At 74.4% G+C, this 19,178-nt stretch carries 18 protein-coding genes and 2 pseudogenes; 9 read left to right on the top strand and 11 right to left on the bottom strand.

The window, feature by feature from the left end; all coding sequences use genetic code 11:
* Positions 1-10 precede the first annotated feature (10 nt).
* Positions 11-1,027 (top strand): EamA family transporter, encoded by a 1,017-nt coding sequence (locus ACQEVU_RS24510; protein WP_433327325.1) that lies wholly within the window; start codon positions 11-13, stop codon positions 1,025-1,027.
* Here ACQEVU_RS24510 and ACQEVU_RS24505 read toward each other — a convergent pair.
* A complete protein-coding gene (locus ACQEVU_RS24505) occupies positions 1,005-1,865 on the bottom strand; it encodes a dioxygenase (RefSeq protein WP_433327323.1) in 861 nt (286 codons plus the stop codon). The genes ACQEVU_RS24510 and ACQEVU_RS24505 overlap by 23 nt on opposite strands.
* 74 nt (positions 1,866-1,939) lie before the next feature.
* Here ACQEVU_RS24505 and ACQEVU_RS24500 point away from each other — a divergent pair, with 74 nt between their 5' ends.
* On the top strand, positions 1,940-3,040 hold the full coding sequence (locus ACQEVU_RS24500; RefSeq protein WP_433327321.1) for a hypothetical protein: 1,101 nt from the start codon (positions 1,940-1,942) through the stop codon (positions 3,038-3,040).
* Here the strand turns inward: ACQEVU_RS24500 and ACQEVU_RS24495 are convergent.
* Positions 3,034-4,020, bottom strand: a complete 987-nt coding sequence (locus ACQEVU_RS24495; protein ID WP_433327319.1) for a LacI family DNA-binding transcriptional regulator — start codon at positions 4,018-4,020, stop codon at positions 3,034-3,036. The two genes, ACQEVU_RS24500 and ACQEVU_RS24495, sit on opposite strands and share 7 nt — an antisense overlap.
* 9 nt (positions 4,021-4,029) lie before the next feature.
* Here ACQEVU_RS24495 and ACQEVU_RS24490 point away from each other — a divergent pair, with 9 nt between their 5' ends.
* Positions 4,030-5,109 (top strand): extracellular solute-binding protein, encoded by a 1,080-nt coding sequence (locus ACQEVU_RS24490; RefSeq protein WP_433327317.1) that lies wholly within the window; start codon positions 4,030-4,032, stop codon positions 5,107-5,109.
* Between the two features lie 11 nt (positions 5,110-5,120).
* The gene (locus ACQEVU_RS24485; RefSeq protein WP_433327315.1) at positions 5,121-7,118 is read left to right on the top strand and encodes a beta-galactosidase; all 1,998 of its coding nucleotides are present in this window, start codon (positions 5,121-5,123) and stop codon (positions 7,116-7,118) included.
* Between the two features lie 169 nt (positions 7,119-7,287).
* Here ACQEVU_RS24485 and ACQEVU_RS24480 read toward each other — a convergent pair whose 3' ends face one another.
* Together ACQEVU_RS24480 and ACQEVU_RS24475 are read right to left on the bottom strand one after the other, a co-directional pair.
* Positions 7,288-7,890: an alpha/beta hydrolase fold domain-containing protein gene (locus ACQEVU_RS24480; protein WP_433327313.1), complete on the bottom strand. Its 603-nt coding sequence runs from the start codon at positions 7,888-7,890 to the stop codon at positions 7,288-7,290.
* 166 nt (positions 7,891-8,056) lie between these two features.
* Positions 8,057-10,873 carry an AAA family ATPase gene (locus tag ACQEVU_RS24475; protein WP_433327311.1) on the bottom strand — a complete coding sequence of 939 codons (2,817 nt, stop codon included), beginning with the start codon at positions 10,871-10,873 and terminating at the stop codon, positions 8,057-8,059.
* A gap of 141 nt (positions 10,874-11,014) precedes the next feature.
* Here ACQEVU_RS24475 and ACQEVU_RS24470 point away from each other — a divergent pair, with 141 nt between their 5' ends.
* Both ACQEVU_RS24470 and ACQEVU_RS24465 read left to right on the top strand, forming a co-directional pair.
* Entirely contained in the window at positions 11,015-11,377 is a 363-nt protein-coding gene (locus ACQEVU_RS24470; RefSeq protein ID WP_433327309.1) for an adenylate kinase family protein, read from the top strand.
* Positions 11,347-11,616 carry an adenylate kinase family protein gene (locus tag ACQEVU_RS24465; RefSeq protein ID WP_433327307.1) on the top strand — a complete coding sequence of 90 codons (270 nt, stop codon included), beginning with the start codon at positions 11,347-11,349 and terminating at the stop codon, positions 11,614-11,616. Before ACQEVU_RS24470 ends, ACQEVU_RS24465 begins: the two co-directional genes overlap by 31 nt.
* Here ACQEVU_RS24465 and ACQEVU_RS24460 read toward each other — a convergent pair.
* The gene (locus ACQEVU_RS24460; protein ID WP_433327305.1) at positions 11,613-12,596 is read right to left on the bottom strand and encodes a cellulase family glycosylhydrolase; all 984 of its coding nucleotides are present in this window, start codon (positions 12,594-12,596) and stop codon (positions 11,613-11,615) included. The genes ACQEVU_RS24465 and ACQEVU_RS24460 overlap by 4 nt on opposite strands.
* A gap of 59 nt (positions 12,597-12,655) precedes the next feature.
* Here ACQEVU_RS24460 and ACQEVU_RS24455 point away from each other — a divergent pair, with 59 nt between their 5' ends.
* Positions 12,656-12,979: a hypothetical protein gene (locus tag ACQEVU_RS24455; protein WP_433327303.1), complete on the top strand. Its 324-nt coding sequence runs from the start codon at positions 12,656-12,658 to the stop codon at positions 12,977-12,979.
* Here the strand turns inward: ACQEVU_RS24455 and ACQEVU_RS24450 are convergent.
* Positions 12,964-13,338 carry a DUF5997 family protein gene (locus ACQEVU_RS24450; RefSeq protein WP_433327301.1) on the bottom strand — a complete coding sequence of 125 codons (375 nt, stop codon included), beginning with the start codon at positions 13,336-13,338 and terminating at the stop codon, positions 12,964-12,966. The genes ACQEVU_RS24455 and ACQEVU_RS24450 overlap by 16 nt on opposite strands.
* Before the next feature lie 49 nt (positions 13,339-13,387).
* Here ACQEVU_RS24450 and ACQEVU_RS24445 point away from each other — a divergent pair, with 49 nt between their 5' ends.
* Together ACQEVU_RS24445 and ACQEVU_RS24440 are read left to right on the top strand one after the other, a co-directional pair.
* On the top strand, positions 13,388-13,999 hold the full coding sequence (locus tag ACQEVU_RS24445; RefSeq protein ID WP_433327299.1) for a LysR substrate-binding domain-containing protein: 612 nt from the start codon (positions 13,388-13,390) through the stop codon (positions 13,997-13,999).
* A gap of 130 nt (positions 14,000-14,129) precedes the next feature.
* A complete protein-coding gene (locus tag ACQEVU_RS24440; RefSeq protein ID WP_433327297.1) occupies positions 14,130-15,527 on the top strand; it encodes a histidine kinase in 1,398 nt (465 codons plus the stop codon).
* A 124-nt stretch (positions 15,528-15,651) separates the two neighbouring features.
* Here the strand turns inward: ACQEVU_RS24440 and ACQEVU_RS24435 are convergent, their stop codons facing one another.
* The 5 genes and pseudogenes from ACQEVU_RS24435 to ACQEVU_RS24415 form a co-directional block, all read right to left on the bottom strand.
* A complete protein-coding gene (locus ACQEVU_RS24435; protein ID WP_433335044.1) occupies positions 15,652-15,744 on the bottom strand; it encodes a hypothetical protein in 93 nt (30 codons plus the stop codon).
* A gap of 345 nt (positions 15,745-16,089) precedes the next feature.
* Positions 16,090-16,137 (bottom strand): annotated as a pseudogene (locus tag ACQEVU_RS24430) (hypothetical protein); the annotation flags it as partial.
* Positions 16,138-16,190: 53 nt separating this feature from the next.
* A pseudogene (locus ACQEVU_RS24425) lies at positions 16,191-17,273 on the bottom strand (sigma-70 family RNA polymerase sigma factor); the annotation flags it as partial.
* A gap of 243 nt (positions 17,274-17,516) precedes the next feature.
* Positions 17,517-18,533: an MBL fold metallo-hydrolase gene (locus ACQEVU_RS24420; RefSeq protein ID WP_433327295.1), complete on the bottom strand. Its 1,017-nt coding sequence runs from the start codon at positions 18,531-18,533 to the stop codon at positions 17,517-17,519.
* Positions 18,530-19,147 (bottom strand): TetR/AcrR family transcriptional regulator, encoded by a 618-nt coding sequence (locus ACQEVU_RS24415; protein ID WP_433327293.1) that lies wholly within the window; start codon positions 19,145-19,147, stop codon positions 18,530-18,532. Before ACQEVU_RS24415 ends, ACQEVU_RS24420 begins: the two co-directional genes overlap by 4 nt.
* Positions 19,148-19,178 lie beyond the last annotated feature (31 nt).

The raw sequence follows: 19,178 nt of genomic DNA, 5'->3' as shown, positions 1-19,178 counted from the left end.
CGTCGCCGTCATGAGCATAACGCGGTTTGGTGATGACGGGCGGCCCGGGGTCCTTGGGATCGGGCTGGCGCTGCTGTCCGCGTTGACGTTCGGGACCGCCGGGACGTTCGGGGGGTCGCTCATGGCCGCCGGGTGGACGCCGGGGGCCGTGGTCACGCTGCGGATCGGGATCGCCGCGCTCGTGCTCACCATTCCCGCGCTCGTCGCGCTGCGGCGCATGGAACGCAGGGCGCTGCGCCGAGGGATCGGCGAGGTTCTCGCGTTCGGGCTGGTCGCGATCGCGATCGCGCAGCTGACCTTCTTCAACGCCGTCAAGCGGCTCGACGTCGGCGTGGCGCTGCTGCTGGAGTACGGCGGCATCCTGCTCGTCGTCGGCTGGATGTGGCTGCGGCACAAGCAGCGGCCCCGGCGGCTCACGGTCATCGGCGGCGTCGCGGCCCTCGCCGGGCTGGCGCTCGTGCTCGACCCGGCGGGCGGCCGGCTCGACCTCGTCGGCGTGCTGTGGGCGTCGCTGGCCGGGGTGTGCCTCGCCGTGTACTTCACCATGGCCGGCCGCGCCGAAAGCGCCGTGCCGCCGCTGGTCCTCGCGTGGGCGGGCATGGCCGTGGGGGCCATCGCGCTCGGGGTCGCGGCGGCGGCCGGGGTGCTGCCGTTCCGCACGAGCGGCGCGCCGGTGACGCTGCTGGACATGCACGTGAGCTGGGTCGTGCCGGTCGGCGGGCTGGCGCTGGTCGCGGGCGCGTTCGCGTACGCCTCCGGGATCGCCGCCTCGCGCGTGCTCGGGGCGAAGGTGGCCTCGTTCGCGGGGCTGACCGAGGTGCTGTTCGCCGTCCTGATCGCGTGGGCGCTGCTGGGCCAGTCCCCCGGGCCGTGGCAGCTGACCGGCGGACTCGTGGTACTCCTGGGTATCGCGCTGGTCCGGGCCGACGAGCAGCAAGGCGACCGTCTCGCCGACCAGAGCGAAGCGCCGGCCCCTGCGGCCTCGGTCAGCGCCGAGAACGCGGTCAGCGCTGCGGCAGCATCGTGACGGGGAAGTCGACGTGGCGGAACGGGTTGGGCAGGCCGTGCGACGCGGCCAGCTCCGGGTCGTCGACCAGCGCGAAGGGCAGCACCAGGCTCTCCTTGACCCCGAACACGGCGTCGGAGTCCAGGTACGGCGAGCCCTCCACGAACACGTGCGTCGTCAGCGTGCGCCGGCCCGGGGCGGACACCTCGACGTGGATGTGAGCGGCGCGGTACGGGTGGCGGCCGGTCGCCGACAGCAGCCGGCCCACCGGGCCGTCGGTCGGGATCGGGTAGTAGCGCGGGACCACCGTGCGGAACCGGAATCGGCCCTCGTCGTCGGCGGTGAAGAGGCCGCGGAGGTTCTGGTGCGGTACGACACCGGGGCGCTGCACGTCGTAGAAGCCGTCGGCGTCGGCCTGCCACACGTCGACCCGGGCGCCGGGCACGGCGGCGCCGCCCGGGTCGCGGACCTGCCCGGTGACCAGGCAGGGCTCGCCGTTGCCGGTGAGGTCGATGCTGTCGCCGAGCGCGCGGGGCGGGGACGCGACGAGGTGGAACGGGCCCTCGACCGTTGACTCGGTGCCGTCGCCGCCGGCGCGGTAGTGCAGCGTCTCGACCAGCATCGACACGCCGAGGACGTCGGAGAGCAGGATGAACTCCTGGCGGACGTCGTCGCACTGCCGGCCGGTCTCGGTGAGGAACCGGATGCCGGCGGCCCACTCCTCGGGGGTCAGCTCGACGTCCTTGACGAACGCGTGCAGGTGCCGGACCAGCGACGTCATCACCCGCCGGACCCGCTCGTCGGGCGCGGCGGCGAAGCTCTCCGCGACGACGTCGGCCGACCGCTCCTCGTCGAACATCCGCCGAGTCTACGACCGCTCGCCGGCCTCGGCGGGGCCGCATCGGATGAGCCGGACGTCTAGGCTCCCGCGTTGTGCACACGTGGGAGCAGCGCGACGCCGATGACATCCTGGCCTGGGCCGAGCAGGTGACCTCGCTGCCGTGGGGCGAGCCGTTCCCGGTGGGGCTCGCCGCGCAGCGGTTCGGCTGGGCCGCCGACAAGGCGTTCGGGGCCAACCACTTCCTCAGGCGCGCGAGCGTCGCCGAGCCGTGGCAGGTGGTCCGGGCCACCGTCCCGGACGAGACCGTGACCGAGCTGTACCTGCACGTCGACCGCTGGACGCCCGAGCCGGGCCGGCGCAGCACGGAGGCCTCGCCGGCCTGGCTGCGCTCCGACTGCCTGCGCCGGGTCGCGGCGCTGCTCGCCGAGCGGTTCGGGCCGGCCGACGACGTCCTGGAGGACCGGCCGCTGGCCGAGGGGCGGTACTGGTACCGCGGCGACCACACCCTCGTCGTGCACGCCGACGGCACATCGGTGCGCCTGCTGTGCGCCGCCGGGAAGGTGGCGCATGCGCCGCGGGAGACAGCGCCGGTGCCGGCGAGCTGGGCCGAGCTCGGCGAGCGGATCTCGGCCGCGCTGCCGGGACTGCCGTCGAGCTTCTTCCTGCAGATCAACGACCGGGACGACGAACGGGTCGGCGCCTACTACCAGGCGTGGGCCGGCGGCTGGGAGCAGATGACCGAGACGTACGGCGGCGGCCGCATCCTCGGCATGTGGCAGTGGCCGCGCGACGACGCCGCCATCCGGCTCGCCCGCGTCACGGCCGGCCTCGAGGCGCTCGGCGCGGCCGGCGTCCCCGGGCCGCAGCGGCTGCACTACCGCGCGCGGGTCCAGCACCTGCCCGGCGTGACGCGCCTGGCCCGGCTCGGCCTGCCGTGGCGGCCCCCGCCCGAGTCGCTGTGGCTGGAGCACGGGACCGGCGCGCCGCTGCCGGTGCGCCCGTCCGGGCCGGACGGCGGCGTGGAGGTGCTGTTCGGCCAGCCCGCCTTCGACGTGGCGCCCGTCGCGTTCGAGGACTGGCCGGAGCCGGGGCCGCTGGAGGAGACCGACCCGGCGCAGCGCATCGTCGCGGTCGACCGGATCACCGCCGAGCGGGTGGCGCTCGCGCTCACCGGGCGGCCGCTGCCCTACTGACCGGCCGGGGCGGTGCTGCCGCGCACGACCAGGCGGGTCGGGACGAGGTCGGTGCCCGGGCCGGCCGGCTCGTCGCGGATCTGCGCGAGCAGCGCCTGCACGCACCGGCGGCCGACCTCGGCGAAGTCCTGGTGGACCGTGGTCAGCGGGGGCAGGTAGGAGCCGGCGTCGGGGATGTCGTCGAAGCCGACGACGCTGACGCCCGACGGGACCGGGCGGCCGCGCTCGTGCAGGGCGCGCAGGACGCCCAGGGCCATCTGGTCGTTGGCGGCGAACACCGCGGTGCAGTCAGGGCGCTCGGCCAGGCGCAGCCCGGCCCGGTACCCGGACTCCGCCGACCAGTCGCCGCGCTCGATCGGCGGGACCGGCCGGCCGGCCGCCTCGAGGACCGCGCGCCAGGCGCCCGCGCGGCGCTCGGCGGCGTAGGACTCGGCGGGGCCGGCGACGTGGAAGACCGTCCCGTGGCCGAGGTCGAGCAGGTGGCGGACCGCCTGGCGGGCGCCGTCGGCCTGGTCGGTGTCGACGACCGGGTAGCGGTCGCCCGCGTCGGAGTCCACGACGATGACGTGCACGCCGGGCGGCAGCGCGACGGTGCTGGCGTCGAGGAGGTGCACCTCGATGATGACCACGACGCCGTCGACGGCCAGCTCGCCCATGCGCGTGAAGGCGCCGAGGACGTTGTCCTGGGTGGGCACGCCGACCGGGATGAGCGTGATCGCGTAGCCCTCGGCCGCGGCGTGGGTCGCGATCGCCTCGACGGTGCGGCTGTTGCCGGTCGAGGACAGGCCGAACAGGATCACGCCGATGGTGTTGAACTGCCCGTAGCGCAGGGCCCGGGCGGCGCTGTTGGGGCGGTACCCCAGCTCGCGCATCGTGGCGAGGACCTCCCGGCGGGTGGACTCCACGACGCCGGGGTGGCCGTTGGAGACCCGCGAGACGGTCTGCGACGACACCCCGGCGAGCCGGGCCACGTCGGCCATCGACACGCGTTGCTTGCGCCGCTCCCCCGGCACGCCGGATTCAAGGCCGGCAGCGGCGTGCCCGACGTGGCGCAGATCGAGTACTACGCGCTGCCGCAGTTCGCGCTGGCCAAGTCGCTGACCGACCTCGGCGGGTTCGGCTCGGCCAGGCTCGACGGCACGTTCACGCCCGGCCCGTGGAACGCCGTGCACTCCGGCGGGGTCCTCTACGGGCTGCCGATGGACTCCGGCCCGATGGCGCTGTTCTACAACAAGGAGGTCTTCGACAAGCACGGCGTCGCCGCCCCGGCCACCTGGGACGACTACTACGCCGCCGCCCAGAAGCTGCACGCCGCGGATCCCAAGGTGTACATCACCAGCGACACCGGCGACGCGGGCTTCACCACCAGCATGATCTGGCAGGCCGGCGGGCGGCCGTACAAGGTGGACGGCACGAGCGTCGGCATCGACTTCGCCGACGCCGGGACGAAGAAGTTCACGGCCCTGTGGCAGAAGCTCATCGACGGCAAGCTGCTGTCGCCGGTGAACGGGTGGAGCGACGGCTGGTACAAGGGCCTCGGCGACGGCACGATCGCGTCGCTGGTCATCGGCGCCTGGATGCCGGCCAACCTCGAGTCCGGCGTCAAGGCGGCCGACGGCAAGTGGCGGGTCGCGCCGATGCCGCAGTGGGAGGCCGGCGGCAAGGTCACGTCGGAGAACGGCGGCAGCTCCCTCGCGCTGCCCGCGGCCGGGGGCAACAAGAACCTGGCGTGGGCCTTCACGAAGTACGCCACCGTCGACGCCGGGGCGCAGTCGCGGGCCGACAACGGCGCGTTCCCGGCGACCACCGCGCAGCTGAGCGCCCCGTCGTTCCGGGACAAGGAGTTCCCGTACTTCGGCGGCCAGAAGGTCAACCAGGTGCTCGCCGACGCCGCCGCCCAGGTCGCGGGCGGCTGGTCGTACCTGCCGTTCCAGGTGTACGCCAACAGCATCTTCGGCGACACCGCCGGCAAGGCCTACGTCTCCTCGACCCCGCTGCAGGACGCCTTGAAGTCCTGGCAGGACGCATCCGTGAAGTACGGCAAGGACCAGGGCTTCACCGTCAAGTAGGAGTAACCGAAGTGCATCGATGGCTGCGCTGGCCGACCGATCCGCACCGCCCGCGGCTCGGCTTCGGCGCCGACTACAACCCCGAGCAGTGGCCGCGCCACGTCTGGCGCGACGACGCCCGGGCGATGCGGACGGCCGGGGTCAACATCGTCTCGCTGGCGATCTTCTCGTGGGCCCGCATCCAGCCCGGCGCGGACACCTGGGACTTCGCCTGGCTCGACGAGGTGATGGACCTGCTGCACGCGCACGACATCGCGGTGGACCTGGCCACGGCGACGGCCTCGCCGCCGCCGTGGCTGACCGCCGCGCACCCGGAGATCCTCCCCGTGGACCGCGACGGGCGCACCGTCTGGCCCGGCGCCCGCCAGCACTGGCGGCCGACCTCGCCCGTCTTCCGCGAGCACGCCCTGATCCTCGTGCGGGCCATGGCCGAGCGGTATGGCGACCACCCGGCCCTGGCCGCCTGGCACATCAGCAACGAGCTCGGCTGCCACAACGTGTACGACTACTCCGACGACGCCGCGGCGGCGTTCCGCCGCTGGCTGCAGGACCGCTACGGCACCGTCGAGGAGCTCAACCGGGCGTGGGCCACGACGTTCTGGTCGCAGCGCTACGGCGACTGGGACCAGATCCTGCCGCCGCGGCGCACCGGGGCCAGCTCCTACCCGAACCCGACGCAGCAGCTGGACTTCAAGCGGTTCTCCTCCGACGCCCTGCGCGAACACCTGCGGGCCGAGCGAGCCGTGCTGCTGGAGCTCACCCCGGACGTCCCCGTCACCACGAACTTCATGGTGATGGGCGAGACCCGCGGCATGGACTACGCAAGCTGGGCGGCGGAGCTCGACTTCGTCGCCAACGACCACTACGTCGTGCCCGGCCCGCAGGGCCCCGACGAGCAGTCGTTCTCGGCGAACCTGGTCGGGAACCTGGCCGGGGGCCTTCCGTGGTACCTCATGGAGCACTCCACCAGCGCGGTCAACTGGCAGCCGGTGAACGTGGCGAAGGCACCGGGCGAGCTGGCCCGCGACTCGCTGACGCACGTGGCCCACGGCGCCGACGCGGTGTGCTTCTTCCAGTGGCGGCAGTCGGCGGGCGGCGCCGAGAAGTACCACTCGGCGATGCTCCCCCACGCCGGCGAGGACAGCGCCGTCTTCCGCGACGTGTGCTCGCTGGGCGCGACCCTGCGCGACCTCTCCGCCGTCGCCGGCACGCCGCGCACCCCGGCCCGGGCGGCGATCGTCTTCGACTGGGACTCGTGGTGGGCGTCGGAGCAGGACTCGCACCCGACCGACCGGCTGCGCTACCGCCAGGAGGCCCTCGACTGGTACACGGCGTTCCTGGAGCTGGGCATCCGCGCCGACGTCGTGCCGGCCGGCGGCGTGTGGGAGGGCTACGAGCTGCTCGTCGCGCCGATCCTGTACGTCGTGCCGGCCGGCCTGGCCGAGCGCCTGACGCAGTACGTGGCGGCCGGCGGCCACCTCGTCACCACCTACTTCTCCGGCATCGTCGACGAGCACGAGCACGTGTGGCTCGGCGGCTACCCGGGCGCGCTGCGCGAGCTGCTCGGCATCCGCATCGAGGAGTTCGCGCCGCTGCTCGACGACGAGCGGGCCGAGCTGGACAACGGCGCCACCGGCACGCTGTGGACCGACCGCATCGACGTCACCGACCCGGGCGCCGAGATCCTGGCCCGGTACAAGACGGGCGCCCAGGCCGGCCGGCCCGCCATCACCCGCCGGTCGCACGGCCCCGGCTCGGCCGCCTACGTCTCGACCCGCCTCGGCCCCGCCGCCCTGCAACCGGTCCTCGCCGAGCTCGCCGCGCGGGCCGGCGTGACCAGCGAGCTGCCGCCCGACCTGCGCGGCCGCGTGGAGCTGGCCGTGCGCGGCCCGCACCGCTTCCTCATCAACCGCACCGGCCGCACCGTGGACGTCTCGGCCGTGGCCGGCCCCGGCGCGCTGCTGGCGCCGCGCGGGGTGCTGGTCGCCTCTCAGGGAGGTACACCATGATCCAGGAACTGGCGGCCGCCCCACCGGACGAGATCGCCGAGCTGCGCCACCGCCTGTCCCGCGTCCTGGAGGCCGGCGACCTGCAGGTCCTGCAGCGCCTGCGCGGCCGATGATGCGCCAGCCGGGCGTCGACGTCGATGCGGCGCGACCGCCGCGACCCGGACCGGTGTCACAGTGCGAGCGCGGCACGCAGTACCGAGGCGCCCCGCGGCGTGTGCAGCACGTGCGCGGACAGCTTCGGGCCGTCCCGGCGGTCCGCGGCGACCATCAGTGCTCTGGCCCGGTCCTCGCCGGACCGGTCGGAGCAGACAGCGATCCGCGTCCCGTCGATCCCCTCGCCGGCCCCCTGTTCGGCGGCCCAGGCCGCGGCGGCGTAGTCCTCCTCCAACGCGACCGGTACGCGGGCCGTCGGTGCCAGCGAGTAGTCCACGAGGATCACGGCCGCCTGCACGTCCTGCGCAAGGCGGGACGCCCGCCGCTGCGTGCCCGGGTCGCCGAACGCCGCGTCGGCGCCGTGGACGTACAGCACCGCCGGCAGCGGCCCGCGGGCGCCGGGCGGCCGGAAGACCCGGAGCCAGGTGCGCCCCAGCGGGCCGCCGGGCACGGTGAGATCCCGCGTGCCGGGCAGTGTGTCCAGGTGGCGCTGCACGCTCCTGCGGCGCTGCGCCAAGACCCGGCACGTCCCGGTCGGTGGCTGCGGCGTGCCCGGGGCGCAGGCCCGGGCGGCGCCCTGCGGCTGCGGTGCGGCAGAGCCGGTCGTCATCTTCGTCATCTGTGCTCCTGATCCTTCGTCGGCCGGACAATCGTTCGCGCCGGGTGATCAGCGTTCGATCACGATGTCAAGTCTCGGGCCGCCGCCCCGGTCGGGCATGGGTCATGTGACGGTATTGGCCGCCTCCTCGACGATGCCGGACCGGTACGCACCGCGCAGCCGTGGCTCAGCCCTCCGGGTCCGGCCGTCCGTGCGGTGTCGTGGTCTCCAGTGCGCCGCGCAGCGCGGCGCGTGAGGTGATGCCCAGCTTCGGAAACAGCCGGTGCAGGTGGGCCCCGACCGTGCGGGGCGACAGGAACAGCCGTTCGCCGATCTGCTTGTTGGTCAGTCCGGTGGCGGCGAGGGCGGCGATGCGCCGTTCCTGCGGGGTGAGCGCGGCATCGGCGGCGTCACGCCGGCGCGCGGTGGCGACGCCGGCGGCCCGCAGCTCATTGCCGGCCCGGACCGCCCATGACCGGGCACCCAGGCGGTCCAGGCTCTCCAGCGCCTCCCGCAGGTGCCGGCGGGCCCGGGCGGTGTCCCGGTTCCGGCGCAGCCATTGGCCGTAGGCGAGCTGGATCCGCGCCCGCTCGAACGGCCACTGGTCCGCGTCGGGCAGCGACAGGGCCGACTCGAACAGCTCCCGCGCCTCGGCGTCGGGGGCCGAGAGCGCCGCGGCGCCCGTGGTGAGCAGCATCGTGCGCGGGGAGATGCGGGCGATACCGGCCCGCCGGGCGGCGGCGACATGCTCGCGCGCCAGATCGAGGCGCCCGACGCGGACGGCCGCCTCGACCACATCCAGCACCATCCAGCGGCCCGGAACGCCGGCCCCTGTGGCGCCTGACGGGCAGATCCGGGTCGCCTCGGCGAAGGCGTCCTCGTAGTCGCCCCGCCCCAGGGCGGCCGTGACCCGCGCCTGCCGGAGCAGCCCCTGGACCAGCCCGACCCCGCGGGGCGTCGCCCAGCCGCCGACCTCGTCGGTCATCGCGCGGGCGCGGTCCGTGTTGCCGCGGCATGCCTCGATGAGCGCCAGCCGGCACCGGGCGTGCCCCTGCAGCAGCTGGTAGCCGTCGGTCACGGCCAGCTCCAGCGCCTCCCGGGCCAGCCGCTCACCCTCGTCCCAGCGCCCGTGCCCGATGGAGTCGGCGCTGAGCATCAGCAGCCCGGCAATGACCACGGTGGCCACGCCGCCGTCGCGCTCCCGGTCGATGACGTACTGGCACAGGTGCCGGTACTCGCCCAGGGCATCGACCTGCAGCGCCGCCCAGGCCACCGGAATGAAACCCCACAGTGGCGCACCGGCCGTGAACGCCTCGAAGTCCTTGGCGATGCGCTGCCGCACGGGACGGTCCGTCCGGGCGGGATCGGCGTAGGCGTCGTAACACAACTGCAGCGGCGTCACGGCATCGGGATCGAACCGCGACAGCGCGGCGCCCAGCAGCCCCCACGACTCAGGACTGTCGCTGTAGATGCTGACGAACAGCAGCGAGTGGAGAATGCCGTACGAGTCCCGGCCCTGCCGCGCTGTCCCGTCGACCTCGTCGAGCGCCTGGGTCAGCAGGCGGCGAGCCGCATCGACGTCGCCCTCGCCGTTGGTGAGCAGGTGCGCCGCCGCGGCGAAGACGAGTCCGGTCGGGTTGTCCGGCGCCTGCCCGGCATCGACCAGCAGCTGCGGTACCTGATCGAGCTGGCCGGTCACGTTCGCCAGGAACGCGGCGTCGACGAGCCGGCGCGCGCGCAGGCTCGGCTCCGTGCTGAGCTCACCGGCGCGAACGAGTGCGCCGACCGCCCACGCGGCGCTGCTGCGCGGCCGGTTCGAGCCGCCGCGCCAGCCGGCCAGCGCCGCGTCGTCGAGCGCCCGCGCGAGCGTCTCATCCGGCCCCGTCGCCGTCGCGGCCAGGTGCCAGGCACGACGGTCCGGCTCGCCGGCGAGCGCCTCGGCCAGAGCGGCGTGCGCCGCGCGCCGCTCGTCCGCGGATGCCAGCTGGACGACCGCGGCGCGGACGAGGGGGTGGCGGAAGACCGGGCGGTCATCGGCCGCGTCCAGCCGGACGAGGCCGGCCCGCCGTGCCGCCGACAGGTTGTCGATCGGTCCGCAGCGCTGGGCGGCGGCCCGGATCACGGGCATGCCGGCTTCCGCGTCCAGCGCCGCCAGCAGCAGAAGCCGCCGCACCGGTGCGGTCAGGTCCGCCAGCCCGGCCCCGAACGTCGTCTCCAGCCGCGCGTTCAGCGGCAGGAACGCCGGCAGGCGGGAACGGCCCGATCGTTGCCGATCCGTCAGCCCGGACGGGAGCTCCACCAGGGCGAGAGGGTTGCCGGCCGCATCGGCGAGCAGCCGCCGCCGCACAATGCCGGGAAGCCCCGGATGCCGGTTGTCCAACAGCGTCGCCGCCTCGTCGGGAGCGAGCGGGCCGATCGTCCGCTCCGGCAGCCGTACCTCGTCGAACACGCTCGCCGCCCCGCAGCGGACGGAAGCCACGAGCCTCACCGGCGTGTCGGCGATGCGCCGGGCGAGGAACCCGAGGACGGCCGCGCTGCCGTCGTCGATGCACTGCAGGTCGTCGACCAGCACGAGCAGCGGCCGGTCGGCGGCGACCGCGTTGAGCAGCTCGAGCACGGCCGTCGCCGTCACCAGCGGCCCCGCGGGAGGTCCGGCCCGCTGGCCGAAGACGTCGGCGAGGGCGTCGCGCTGGCCGCCGGGTAGCCGTTGCGCGGTTTCCCGGACCGGGTACAGCATCTGGTGCAGCGCCGAGAACCTCATCCGGGCCTCGAACGGCGCGCAGCTCGCGCGCAACACGCGCGCGCCCGCGGCCGCGGCGCGGACCTCCGCCGCGTCCAGCAGGGCGGTCCGGCCCACTCCGGGCTCACCGCGCAGCAGCAGGCCTCCGCCGGCCCGACCGGCCAGCAGCGCATCGATCGCCTCCAGCTCCGCCGAGCGGCCGAGCAGATCAACCCCGTGCGGCGGAGCCGGAGACGGCCGGCCGGAAGGTCCTGCGACGGTCACCGTGCACCTCAGCGCCAGTGGGCGAACAACCGGTCAACGGTATCCCGGGATGAGGTCATTCGACCCATGCCCGGCGCCGCCACCGCAAGCAGCATTGAGCGCTACCAACCGATCCGCCGTGGACAACGCGAGGAGATGACCATGCGGCTGCTGACGATCGCGCCACCCGGAGCCGGAAAGGGCACCCAGGGCTCCCGCATCGCCGCCCATTTCGGCGTACCGCACATTGCCACCGGCACGCTGCTGCGAAGCCACGTCGCCCGCGGCACGGATCTCGGCCGCGCCGTCCGCGGGTATCTCGACCGCGGGCACCTGGTGCCGGACCCGATCGTGCTGGAGATGGCCCACCGGGCGCTGCAGACCTCGAAGACCGCCGGTGTCGGCTACGTCCTCGACGGCTACCCGCGGACACCGGCGCAGGCCTGGGCGATCTACCAGGTCGCGGTGGAGCTCAGGAGACCGCCGAGGTTGCATTGCACCTGCGGGCCGACGACGAGGAGGTGATCCGGCGGCTCCTGGCGCGAGCCGCCGTCGAGCACCGCGACGATGACACCGAACCGGTCATACAGCGGCGCCTGTCGCTGTACCACGACGTGACCAGCCCGGTGCTCGACTGGTACGCGCGGCGCGGCATCCTGCTCTCCGTCGACGGGATGCGCACCGCCGATGAGGTCACCGCCGACGTCATCGGCAGGCTCGAGGCGCTTGCGGCGGACCGGCCACGCGCCTCGTGGGCGAGCTAGCGGTAGATGGTGGCCTCGTGGGAGGTCTGGCGGATGCCGTCCGGGCCGTCGAAGGCGCGGCGGCCCCACCACGTCAGGGCGGCCGGGTTGAACTGCCTCGCCATGTCGAGGTTGGCCACGTCGCCCGTGTTGCCGCTCCACGACCAGGCCAGGTAGCCGATCGCGTCCTTCTGGGTCTCCGACATGATGGCGTCCTCGTCCACGTCGCCGTCCTGGTGGGTGTAGGAGAACTCCGTCACCGCGACGGGCAGCCGGGCCCACAGGTAGTGGTTCAGGTAGGCGTGGGCGTTCGTGGTGCGGCAGAAGGCGCCGTACATGTGGATCGAGAACATCGTGTTGTGCTGTGGGTCCGCCGCGAAGACCTCGGCGGCGTGGTCGCGCATCGTGAAGGAGAGGTCCTGGCCCCAGTCGGGGGCGTCGACCATCAGGGTGTGGCGCAGGCCGGCGCGGCGCAGGCGGCGGATCGAGTCCGTCGTGTCGGCCGGCCAGGTGCGGAAGTTGTCCAGGACGTACGGCTCGTTGGCGACGTCGAGGATGGCGTAGCGCTCCTGGCCCTTCAGGGCGCGGCGGATCGAGATCCAGTAGTCCACCGCCCGGGCCTGCGGGATCGCGGCCGGGCGGTAGCCCCAGCCGGTGGTGTCGGACACGACCAGGACGCAGATCAGGCGGTTGCGGCGGCACAGGCCGATCACGTGGGCGACGTCCGCGACGTCGTTGCGGCGGGCCGTCACGCCCGTCGACAGCTCCACGCGGACCGTGTTGGCGCCCAGCGCCTTCACGTCGCTGAGCACCTGCGCCGTCTTCTCCGGGTACGCGGCGTGGTTGACGCCGACGCCGCGCATCACGAACTCGTGGCCGGCGGCGTCATAGAGGCGGCCCTGCTCGACGTGGAATCCGGGGTGCAGGCGGTGACCCGCGACCAGCGGCGCCAGCAGCACCGCCATGAGCGACGTGGCCGCGACCGCGGTGCGCATGCTCATAGTCCTGAGCACTTCCCCGGCCGGGACGGGTCAACGACTACGGCATAGGATCATCCACGATGTCCTTCCGACTGCGCATCGCCGGTCTTGGCATCCTCGTCGCCGTGATCGGCAACGGGCTGGCCGACCTCGTCGCCTACCTGGCGCTGCGCTCCGCCGGCGGGCCGCTCGGGTGCGGGCCCGCCACCGACACCGGTGAGCGGTTCGGGGTGCTGGTCGCGCTCGTCGTGTCGTACGCGATCGCCCAGCTGGTCCTCGGCGGCGTGGCGGCCGGCCTGTCGGCGCTGGCCAAGCCGCGCGAACCCTACTGGGCGGCGCTCGGCGGGGGCTGGGCGATCCTGACGGTGCTGTCGATCCTGTCCGTGTGCTACCCGGGCTGCTGATCGGCCAGGCGGCGCTGCTCCCGGCGGACCTCGGCGAACGACTCGCGCTCACGGACCAGCCACGGCGGCGGGTCGGCGGCCAGCTCGGCGATCTGCGCCGTGGTCAGGGCCTCGGTGATGCCGCCGCGGGCCAGGCCGCTGTTGGACACCCGCAGGCGGGCGGCGACCACGTTGCGCGGGTGCGGGCCGTCGCGGCGCAGGTCGACCAGCCACTGCGGCGGGTTGCGCTGCAGCTCGTCGAGCTCGTCGCGGGACACCAGGCTTTCCTGGAACTCCCGCGGGGTGGCCGGCAGGTAGACGTCGAGCTTCTGCGCGGCCGTGGCGGGCTTCATCACCTGGGGCTTCTTCGACTTGCTCACCGGGTCAGCGTAGTGGGCGACCGGCGGCTAGGCTGGCGCGGGAGGTTCGGTGACCAACAACCAGGCGTTTCGCCTCATCGTCGTGCCGGGTGTCGTCATCGACCGGTGGGCGCGCACCTGGGCCGAGCGCCGGCCGGGCAACCGCCTCGAGCTGGTGCCGGCCGAGGCCGCCGACGCGGCCGGGCTCATGCCGGGCGAGGCCGATGCCGGGCTCGTGCGGCTGCCGGTGGACCGGGACGTGTTCCACGCCATCCCGCTCTACACCGAAGCCTCCGTCGTGATCATCCCCCGCGACCACGTGCTCAACGCCGCCGAGGAGGTCACCCTCGCCGAGGCCGGTGAGCTCGGCGACGCGTTCCTGCGGCCCCTCGACGACGTCCTCGAATGGGACGCGCCGCCGGCCGGCGGGCTGGAGCGGCCGGCGACGACCGCCGAGGCCGTCGAGTGGGTGGCGGCCGGGGTCGGGCTGCTCGTGGCGCCGCAGTCGCTGGCCCGCCTGCACCACCGGCGCGACCTGAAGTACCGCACCGTCACCGACGCCCCGCAGTCCTCCGTCGTCCTGGCCTGGCCCCGCGACGCGCACAGCGACCTCGTCGAGGAGATGATCGGCATCGTGCGCGGGCGCACCGTCAACAGCACCCGGGGCCGGCCGGGACGCTGACGTCCGCGACGCTCTGACCAGCCTCCTGACCGGCTCGCCCGAGGGCGGCTCACCCGCGGGTGGTGTGGGAGGCGACAGCCGCCGCGGCGACGATTGGAGCCTGGAGGGCCGCGGAAGGGGTGCCGCCGGAATGAGGTTCGACGTCCTGCCGCTGGACCCCGCGGACACGGCGGTCGGCGTCGCGCTCGGGCTGTTCGTTGCCGCGGTGGCGATTGCGGTCGTCGTCACGTACCTCATCCGCGTGTTCGTCCAGCCGATGCGGCGCACCGCCGCGATCGCCGAGCAGCTGACCTGCGGGCGGCTCGACCCGCGGCTGGTCCACACGGGCCTCGGCGAGATCAGCCGCCTCGGCCGGTCCGTGAACATCGTCGGCACATCGATCGGGCGCTGCCTCGGCGACCTGGCCCAGCTCCTCGAGGCGCAGACGGCCCTGCGGCGGGTGGCCACCCTCGTCGCCCGCGGCGCGCCGCAGGACGAGGTGATGGACGCGGTCACCGGCGAGCTCGGGCGGCTCATCTGCGCGGACGGGGCCGACATCGTGCGGTACGAGCCCGACGGGACCGGCACCATCGTCGCCACATGGGGCTGGCCGGGCGACCTGCTGCCGGTCGGCAGCCGGCTGTCGCTGGAGGGGCCGAGCGTTTCGGCGGCGGTACGCCGGACCGGCCGGGCCGCCCGCATGGACAGCTACGAGCACCCCGAGGACCCGGCCCCGCTCGCCACCTTCCTGCGCGACCACGGCATCCGCAGCGCCGTCGGCGCCCCGATCAACGTCGAGGGCCGGCTCTGGGGCGTCGTCACCGCGTCGATGGTCCGCGACGAGCCGCTGCCGAAGGACGCCGAGGCCCGCCTCGCCGACTGCACCGACCTCGTCGCGACCGCGATCGCCAACGCCCAGGCGCGCACCGAGCTCGTCGCCTCCCGCGCCCGGGTCGTGCTCGCCACCGACCAGGCGCGCCGGCGCATCGAGCGCGACCTGCACGACGGCGTCCAGCAGCGGCTGCTCTCGCTCGGCCTGCAGCTGCGCGCCGCCCAGGACGCCGTCCCCGAGCCGCTCGACGCGCTGCGGGACCGCCTGACCGGCGTCGCCACCGGGCTCGCCGGCAGCATCGAGGACCTGCGCGAGATCTGCCGCGGCATCCACCCGACGATCCTCACCGACCGCGGCCTGGCCTCGGCGCTCAAGGGCCTGGCGCGCCGCTCGGGGGTGGCGGTCGAGGTCGACGTGCACCTCGACGGCCGGCTGCCGGAGTCGGTGGAGGCGGCCGCCTACTACGTGGTCGCCGAGGCCCTGGCCAACGCCGCCAAGCACGCCCGCGCCAGCGTGGTGCATATTTCGGTACACCGGGAAGGCGACGCCCTGCGCATGTCCCTGCGCGACGACGGCGTCGGCGGCGCCGACCCCGCCCGCGGCTCGGGCCTGGCCGGCATCGTCGACCGCGTCGAGGCGCTCGGCGGCCATCTCACGCTGTCCAGTCCCCCGGGCGCCGGCACGACCCTCGACGTGCGACTGCCCGTCCTGGATTGACGGCGTGCCGCGCTGCCGGTCCGGCTGCTCGCGAAGGGCTTCGCGGTCCGGGCCGCCGCGCCGGCGGCGCAGCGGCCCGAACCGTCGCCCTACGGGGTGTAGATCTTCGGCAGTGCGGGCGTGCTCATGCCGTCGCCGAGGAGAAGCTCGGGTGCGGCGGCTGGTTGTACGCCGTGTTCTGCCAGGCCACGCCCTCGCGGTACTGCAGGTCGTGCATCAGCGGGTGTACACCCCGCCGCCCGCCGGCGCCGTGGCCGCCTCCGACGGCCAGACCGACACCGCGAGCACGACGCCGGGGACCGCCACCGCGGCGGCGATCCCGGCCGCTCTGATTCGCCTCCTGCTGATGTTGTTGTGCTCGCCCATCACGTTCCACGACACCGTGAAGTTGGTCGTGTCCTTGCGGGAGTCGATGTATCCCGACCGTGGTGCCGCCGGCGCCGCCCGTGGTCCCCTGCGCGAACCCGTCGGCGGTGTTCGACCAGGTGCGGCCGGTCCCCGTGGTGCCGCCACTCGTGGCGTTGAACGTCCACAGCTGGTTGGTCTTCGTACCGTCGCCGCAGCCGTACTGCTGCAGCTGCGTCCCCGACGTCGTCGTGGAACCGGGCACGTCGATGCACCGGCCGCTGTTGCCGTTGACGAGGTTGAACTGCCGTTGGCGCGGGCGGTGGCCGTCCACTGCTGGTCCGTCGCCGCCGCGTTGCAGCCGACCTGGACCAGCGGCGCGCTGTTGTCCGCCGACGCGCCGGCGACGTCGATGCACTTGCCGCTGGCGCCGGAGGCCATCGCGTACACGCCGTTGCCGACCGGCGTGGTGGCGGCCTCGGACGGCCAGACCGTCACCGCCAGCGCGGCGACGGGCACCGCGGCGGTGACGGCCGCCGCGGCGATGACTCTGGTTCTTCGAAGGGACATGCCCCCGTAGATGACGACCGGCGGGCGGGCATAACGAAAACTTCCGGCCTTCGTGAACAGCGTCTTGGTGACCAGCGTCGGCGCGGCCGCGGTCCTGAGCGCGTCGAGGGCCAGGATCGGCACCGGCAGCGCGGCGATGCCGGGCAGCAGCTTCTCCGGCGCGAGCAGGTCCGCGCTCAGCGCCCCGCACCGCGCGCAGCCGCGCACGTGCCGGGTGAGGCGCTTGCGCCACAGGGCGTCGGCGGCGCCGTCCCACGACGTGACCGCCTCGGCGAGCTCGGGGCAGCGCGGCGCCGGCACCAGCCCGCGGGCCGCGTCCAGTTGCGCCCGCATCCGCTGTACGCGTACCGCCGCATGGGTCGTCCTGAGCCCGAGCGCGGCGGCGAGCTCCGCGCGGGTGAGCTCCCCCGCGGCCTCCTGCCACCACAGCGCCAGCAGGTGCCGGTCGGCGTCGTCCAGCCAGCGCGTCGCCTCGGCGAGCTCGCGCCGCTGCCCGGTGAGCATGAGCCCGGTGATGCTGCGCTCGACGAAGTCCCCGCCCGGATCGGCGAGGTCCTCGGGCACCTCGCGGGCCGGCGGGTGCCGCTTCGTCGCGCCGCGCCGGTGCATCTGGATCTGCCGGTAGGCGATGGCGACGACCCAGGAGCGGAACCGCGCCGGCTCACGCAGGCCGGGCAGCCCGCGCACGACCTGGATCATCGTCTCCTGGACGAGGTCGTCGACGCCGGCGTGCCGGTTGAGGGCCCGGCCGACGACGTTGTACACCAGCGGAAGATGCCCCGAGATCAGCTCGTCGAGGGCCTGCTCGTCGCCGCGCTGCGCGGCCCCCACGAGCTCGGCCGTCGTGTCGCGATCGGGCGCGCTCTCACCCTGCGTCACCGTCGTTCCCCTCCGCAAGCCCCGGCAGTGCGCTGGCGGCCGCCCTGCCGGGCCCGCATGTTGGCACAGCTGAAGCGGGCGTGTAAAAGCGCTTCGACTTTTGTGTTATCGCTCCCGTCGCCGGTGCATCTACACAGTGGGCGCTTCATGCTCAACCACGGAGGGTGACGTCCGAGCGGCCGGGCCGGCTCGCGATCAGGCGTGCCAGCGGGTCGGCGCGTCGCCCTCGGGCGTGGCGTACTGCCGCAGGTGGGCCAGCGTCTCGGCGAGGGCCATGCGGCGCATCAGGTCGCGCAGCGCCGCCCACCCGCGCGACCACGTCAGCCGGGTGGCGATGTCCCAGGCGGTCGCCGGCCCGAGGGTCGCGATGACGGCGAGGATCTCGCGGCCGCGCTCGTCGTGGTGGCGCATGAGCTCGGCGGCGCGGGCGTCGATGCCCCGGAACCGGTACTCGTGCGCCGGCAACGCCTCGTCGGCCGCGAACTTGGCGGTCTGCTCGAGCGAGGCGAGGTAGGCGCCCAGCGGGTTGCCGTCGGTGGCCGCGTGCACGCCGATGTTGGGGCTGATGCGGGGCAGCAGGTGGTCGCCGGTGAGCAGGACGCCGGCGGTGGCCTCGTGCAGGCACAGGTGGCCGGGGGTGTGCCCGGGCGTCCAGACGGCCCGCAGCTCGTGGCGGCGCAGCGGCAGCAGGTCGCCGTCCTCGACGGCCCGGTCCGGCTCGGGCATGCCCATCAGGTCGCTGAGGCGCTCCGGGTCGATGGCCAGGGCGCCGGCGTCCTCGTCGGGCACGCCGTGGCGGCGCAGCCAGGCGCGGTCGGCCGCCGGGTCGCGGTCCTTCCACATCCGGGCGGGCAGCGCCCGGGCCTCCAGCGGGTGCATGCCGATCCAGGCGCCGCTGCGCTCCCGCAGCCAGCCGCTCAGCCCGTGGTGGTCGGGGTGGACGTGGGTGGCGACGATCCCGGTGACGTCGGCGAGCCGGGCGCCGGCGCGGTGCAGGCCGGCCTCCAGCGCCGCCCGGCCCTCGGCGCTGTCCCAGCCGGGGTCGACCACGACGACGCCGGGGTCGTCGACGAAGACATAGCTCAGGGTGTACCGCAACGGGCTGTCCGGGATCGGCACGGGAACCGACCACACGCCGGGCCGCACGTGCTCGACCGGGGGCAGGACGCGCCGCTGCCACGCGTCGCGCTGGGCGGCGCCGGTGGCGATCATGCGCCTCCGCCCGCGGGGGCGGCGACGGCGTGCAGCAGGAACTCCACCAGCCGCCGGGCGTGGCCGGCGGTGTCCGCGGCCAGCGCCGCCCGCTTGTGCGGCGGCGTGCTCAGCGCGCGCATCATCGCCCCGCCGACCAGGGTGTCCAGCAGCAGGCTCACGGAGGCGGTGGCGGGCAGCTCGCCGCGCTCGATGCCGCGGCGCACGATGGCGCGGGCGGCCATGATCTGGGCGGCCTGCATCGCCTCGTAGCGCTCGGCGACGCCGGGAATCGTGCCGGCCTCCAGGTTCAGGCGCAGGGCGGCGCGGCTGGCCGGCCCGGCGTACAGTTCGAGCATCTGCGTGGCGAGCTCGACCAGGTCGCCGTGCAGGGTGCCGGTGTCGACGTCGCTGATGCGCACCAGGCCGGTGCTCAGCGCGTCGGCCAGCAGCGCCTCCTTGGTGCTCCAGCGCAGGTACAGCGAGGCCTTGCCGACGCCGGCGCGGCGCGCGACGGTCTCCATCGCAAACCCGGCCCAGCCGCCGTCGCCGAACGCGTCGAGGGCGGCCCGGATGATCCGGCGGTCCACCTCGGGATCGCGGGGCCGGCCCGGCGCCGCGGCGGTCGCGCTCATCGCAGCCCCCTCCTTATTGCTGAACGTTCAG

The organism is Dactylosporangium sp. CA-139066 (genome assembly GCF_050936175.1).
GTDB lineage: Bacteria > Actinomycetota > Actinomycetes > Mycobacteriales > Micromonosporaceae > Dactylosporangium.
The sequence above is the reverse complement of the archived record's forward strand: the minus strand, read 5'-3'. Positions and strand labels throughout refer to the sequence as shown.

Bases quoted from the DNA above. Each gene is read 5' to 3' on its own strand.
- ACQEVU_RS24415 (WP_433327293.1), bottom strand. From the start codon at position 19,147: ATGAGCGCGACCGCCGCGGCGCCGGGCCGGCCCCGCGATCCCGAGGTG.
- ACQEVU_RS24480 (WP_433327313.1), bottom strand. From the start codon at position 7,890: ATGACGAAGATGACGACCGGCTCTGCCGCACCGCAGCCGCAGGGCGCC.
- ACQEVU_RS24460 (WP_433327305.1), bottom strand. From the start codon at position 12,596: ATGAGCATGCGCACCGCGGTCGCGGCCACGTCGCTCATGGCGGTGCTG.
- ACQEVU_RS24505 (WP_433327323.1), bottom strand. From the start codon at position 1,865: ATGTTCGACGAGGAGCGGTCGGCCGACGTCGTCGCGGAGAGCTTCGCC.
- ACQEVU_RS24455 (WP_433327303.1), top strand. From the start codon at position 12,656: ATGTCCTTCCGACTGCGCATCGCCGGTCTTGGCATCCTCGTCGCCGTG.
- ACQEVU_RS24510 (WP_433327325.1), top strand. From the start codon at position 11: ATGAGCATAACGCGGTTTGGTGATGACGGGCGGCCCGGGGTCCTTGGG.
- ACQEVU_RS24435 (WP_433335044.1), bottom strand. From the start codon at position 15,744: ATGCACGACCTGCAGTACCGCGAGGGCGTGGCCTGGCAGAACACGGCG.
- ACQEVU_RS24420 (WP_433327295.1), bottom strand. From the start codon at position 18,533: ATGATCGCCACCGGCGCCGCCCAGCGCGACGCGTGGCAGCGGCGCGTC.
- ACQEVU_RS24440 (WP_433327297.1), top strand. From the start codon at position 14,130: ATGAGGTTCGACGTCCTGCCGCTGGACCCCGCGGACACGGCGGTCGGC.
- ACQEVU_RS24470 (WP_433327309.1), top strand. From the start codon at position 11,015: ATGCGGCTGCTGACGATCGCGCCACCCGGAGCCGGAAAGGGCACCCAG.
- ACQEVU_RS24495 (WP_433327319.1), bottom strand. From the start codon at position 4,020: ATGGCCGACGTGGCCCGGCTCGCCGGGGTGTCGTCGCAGACCGTCTCG.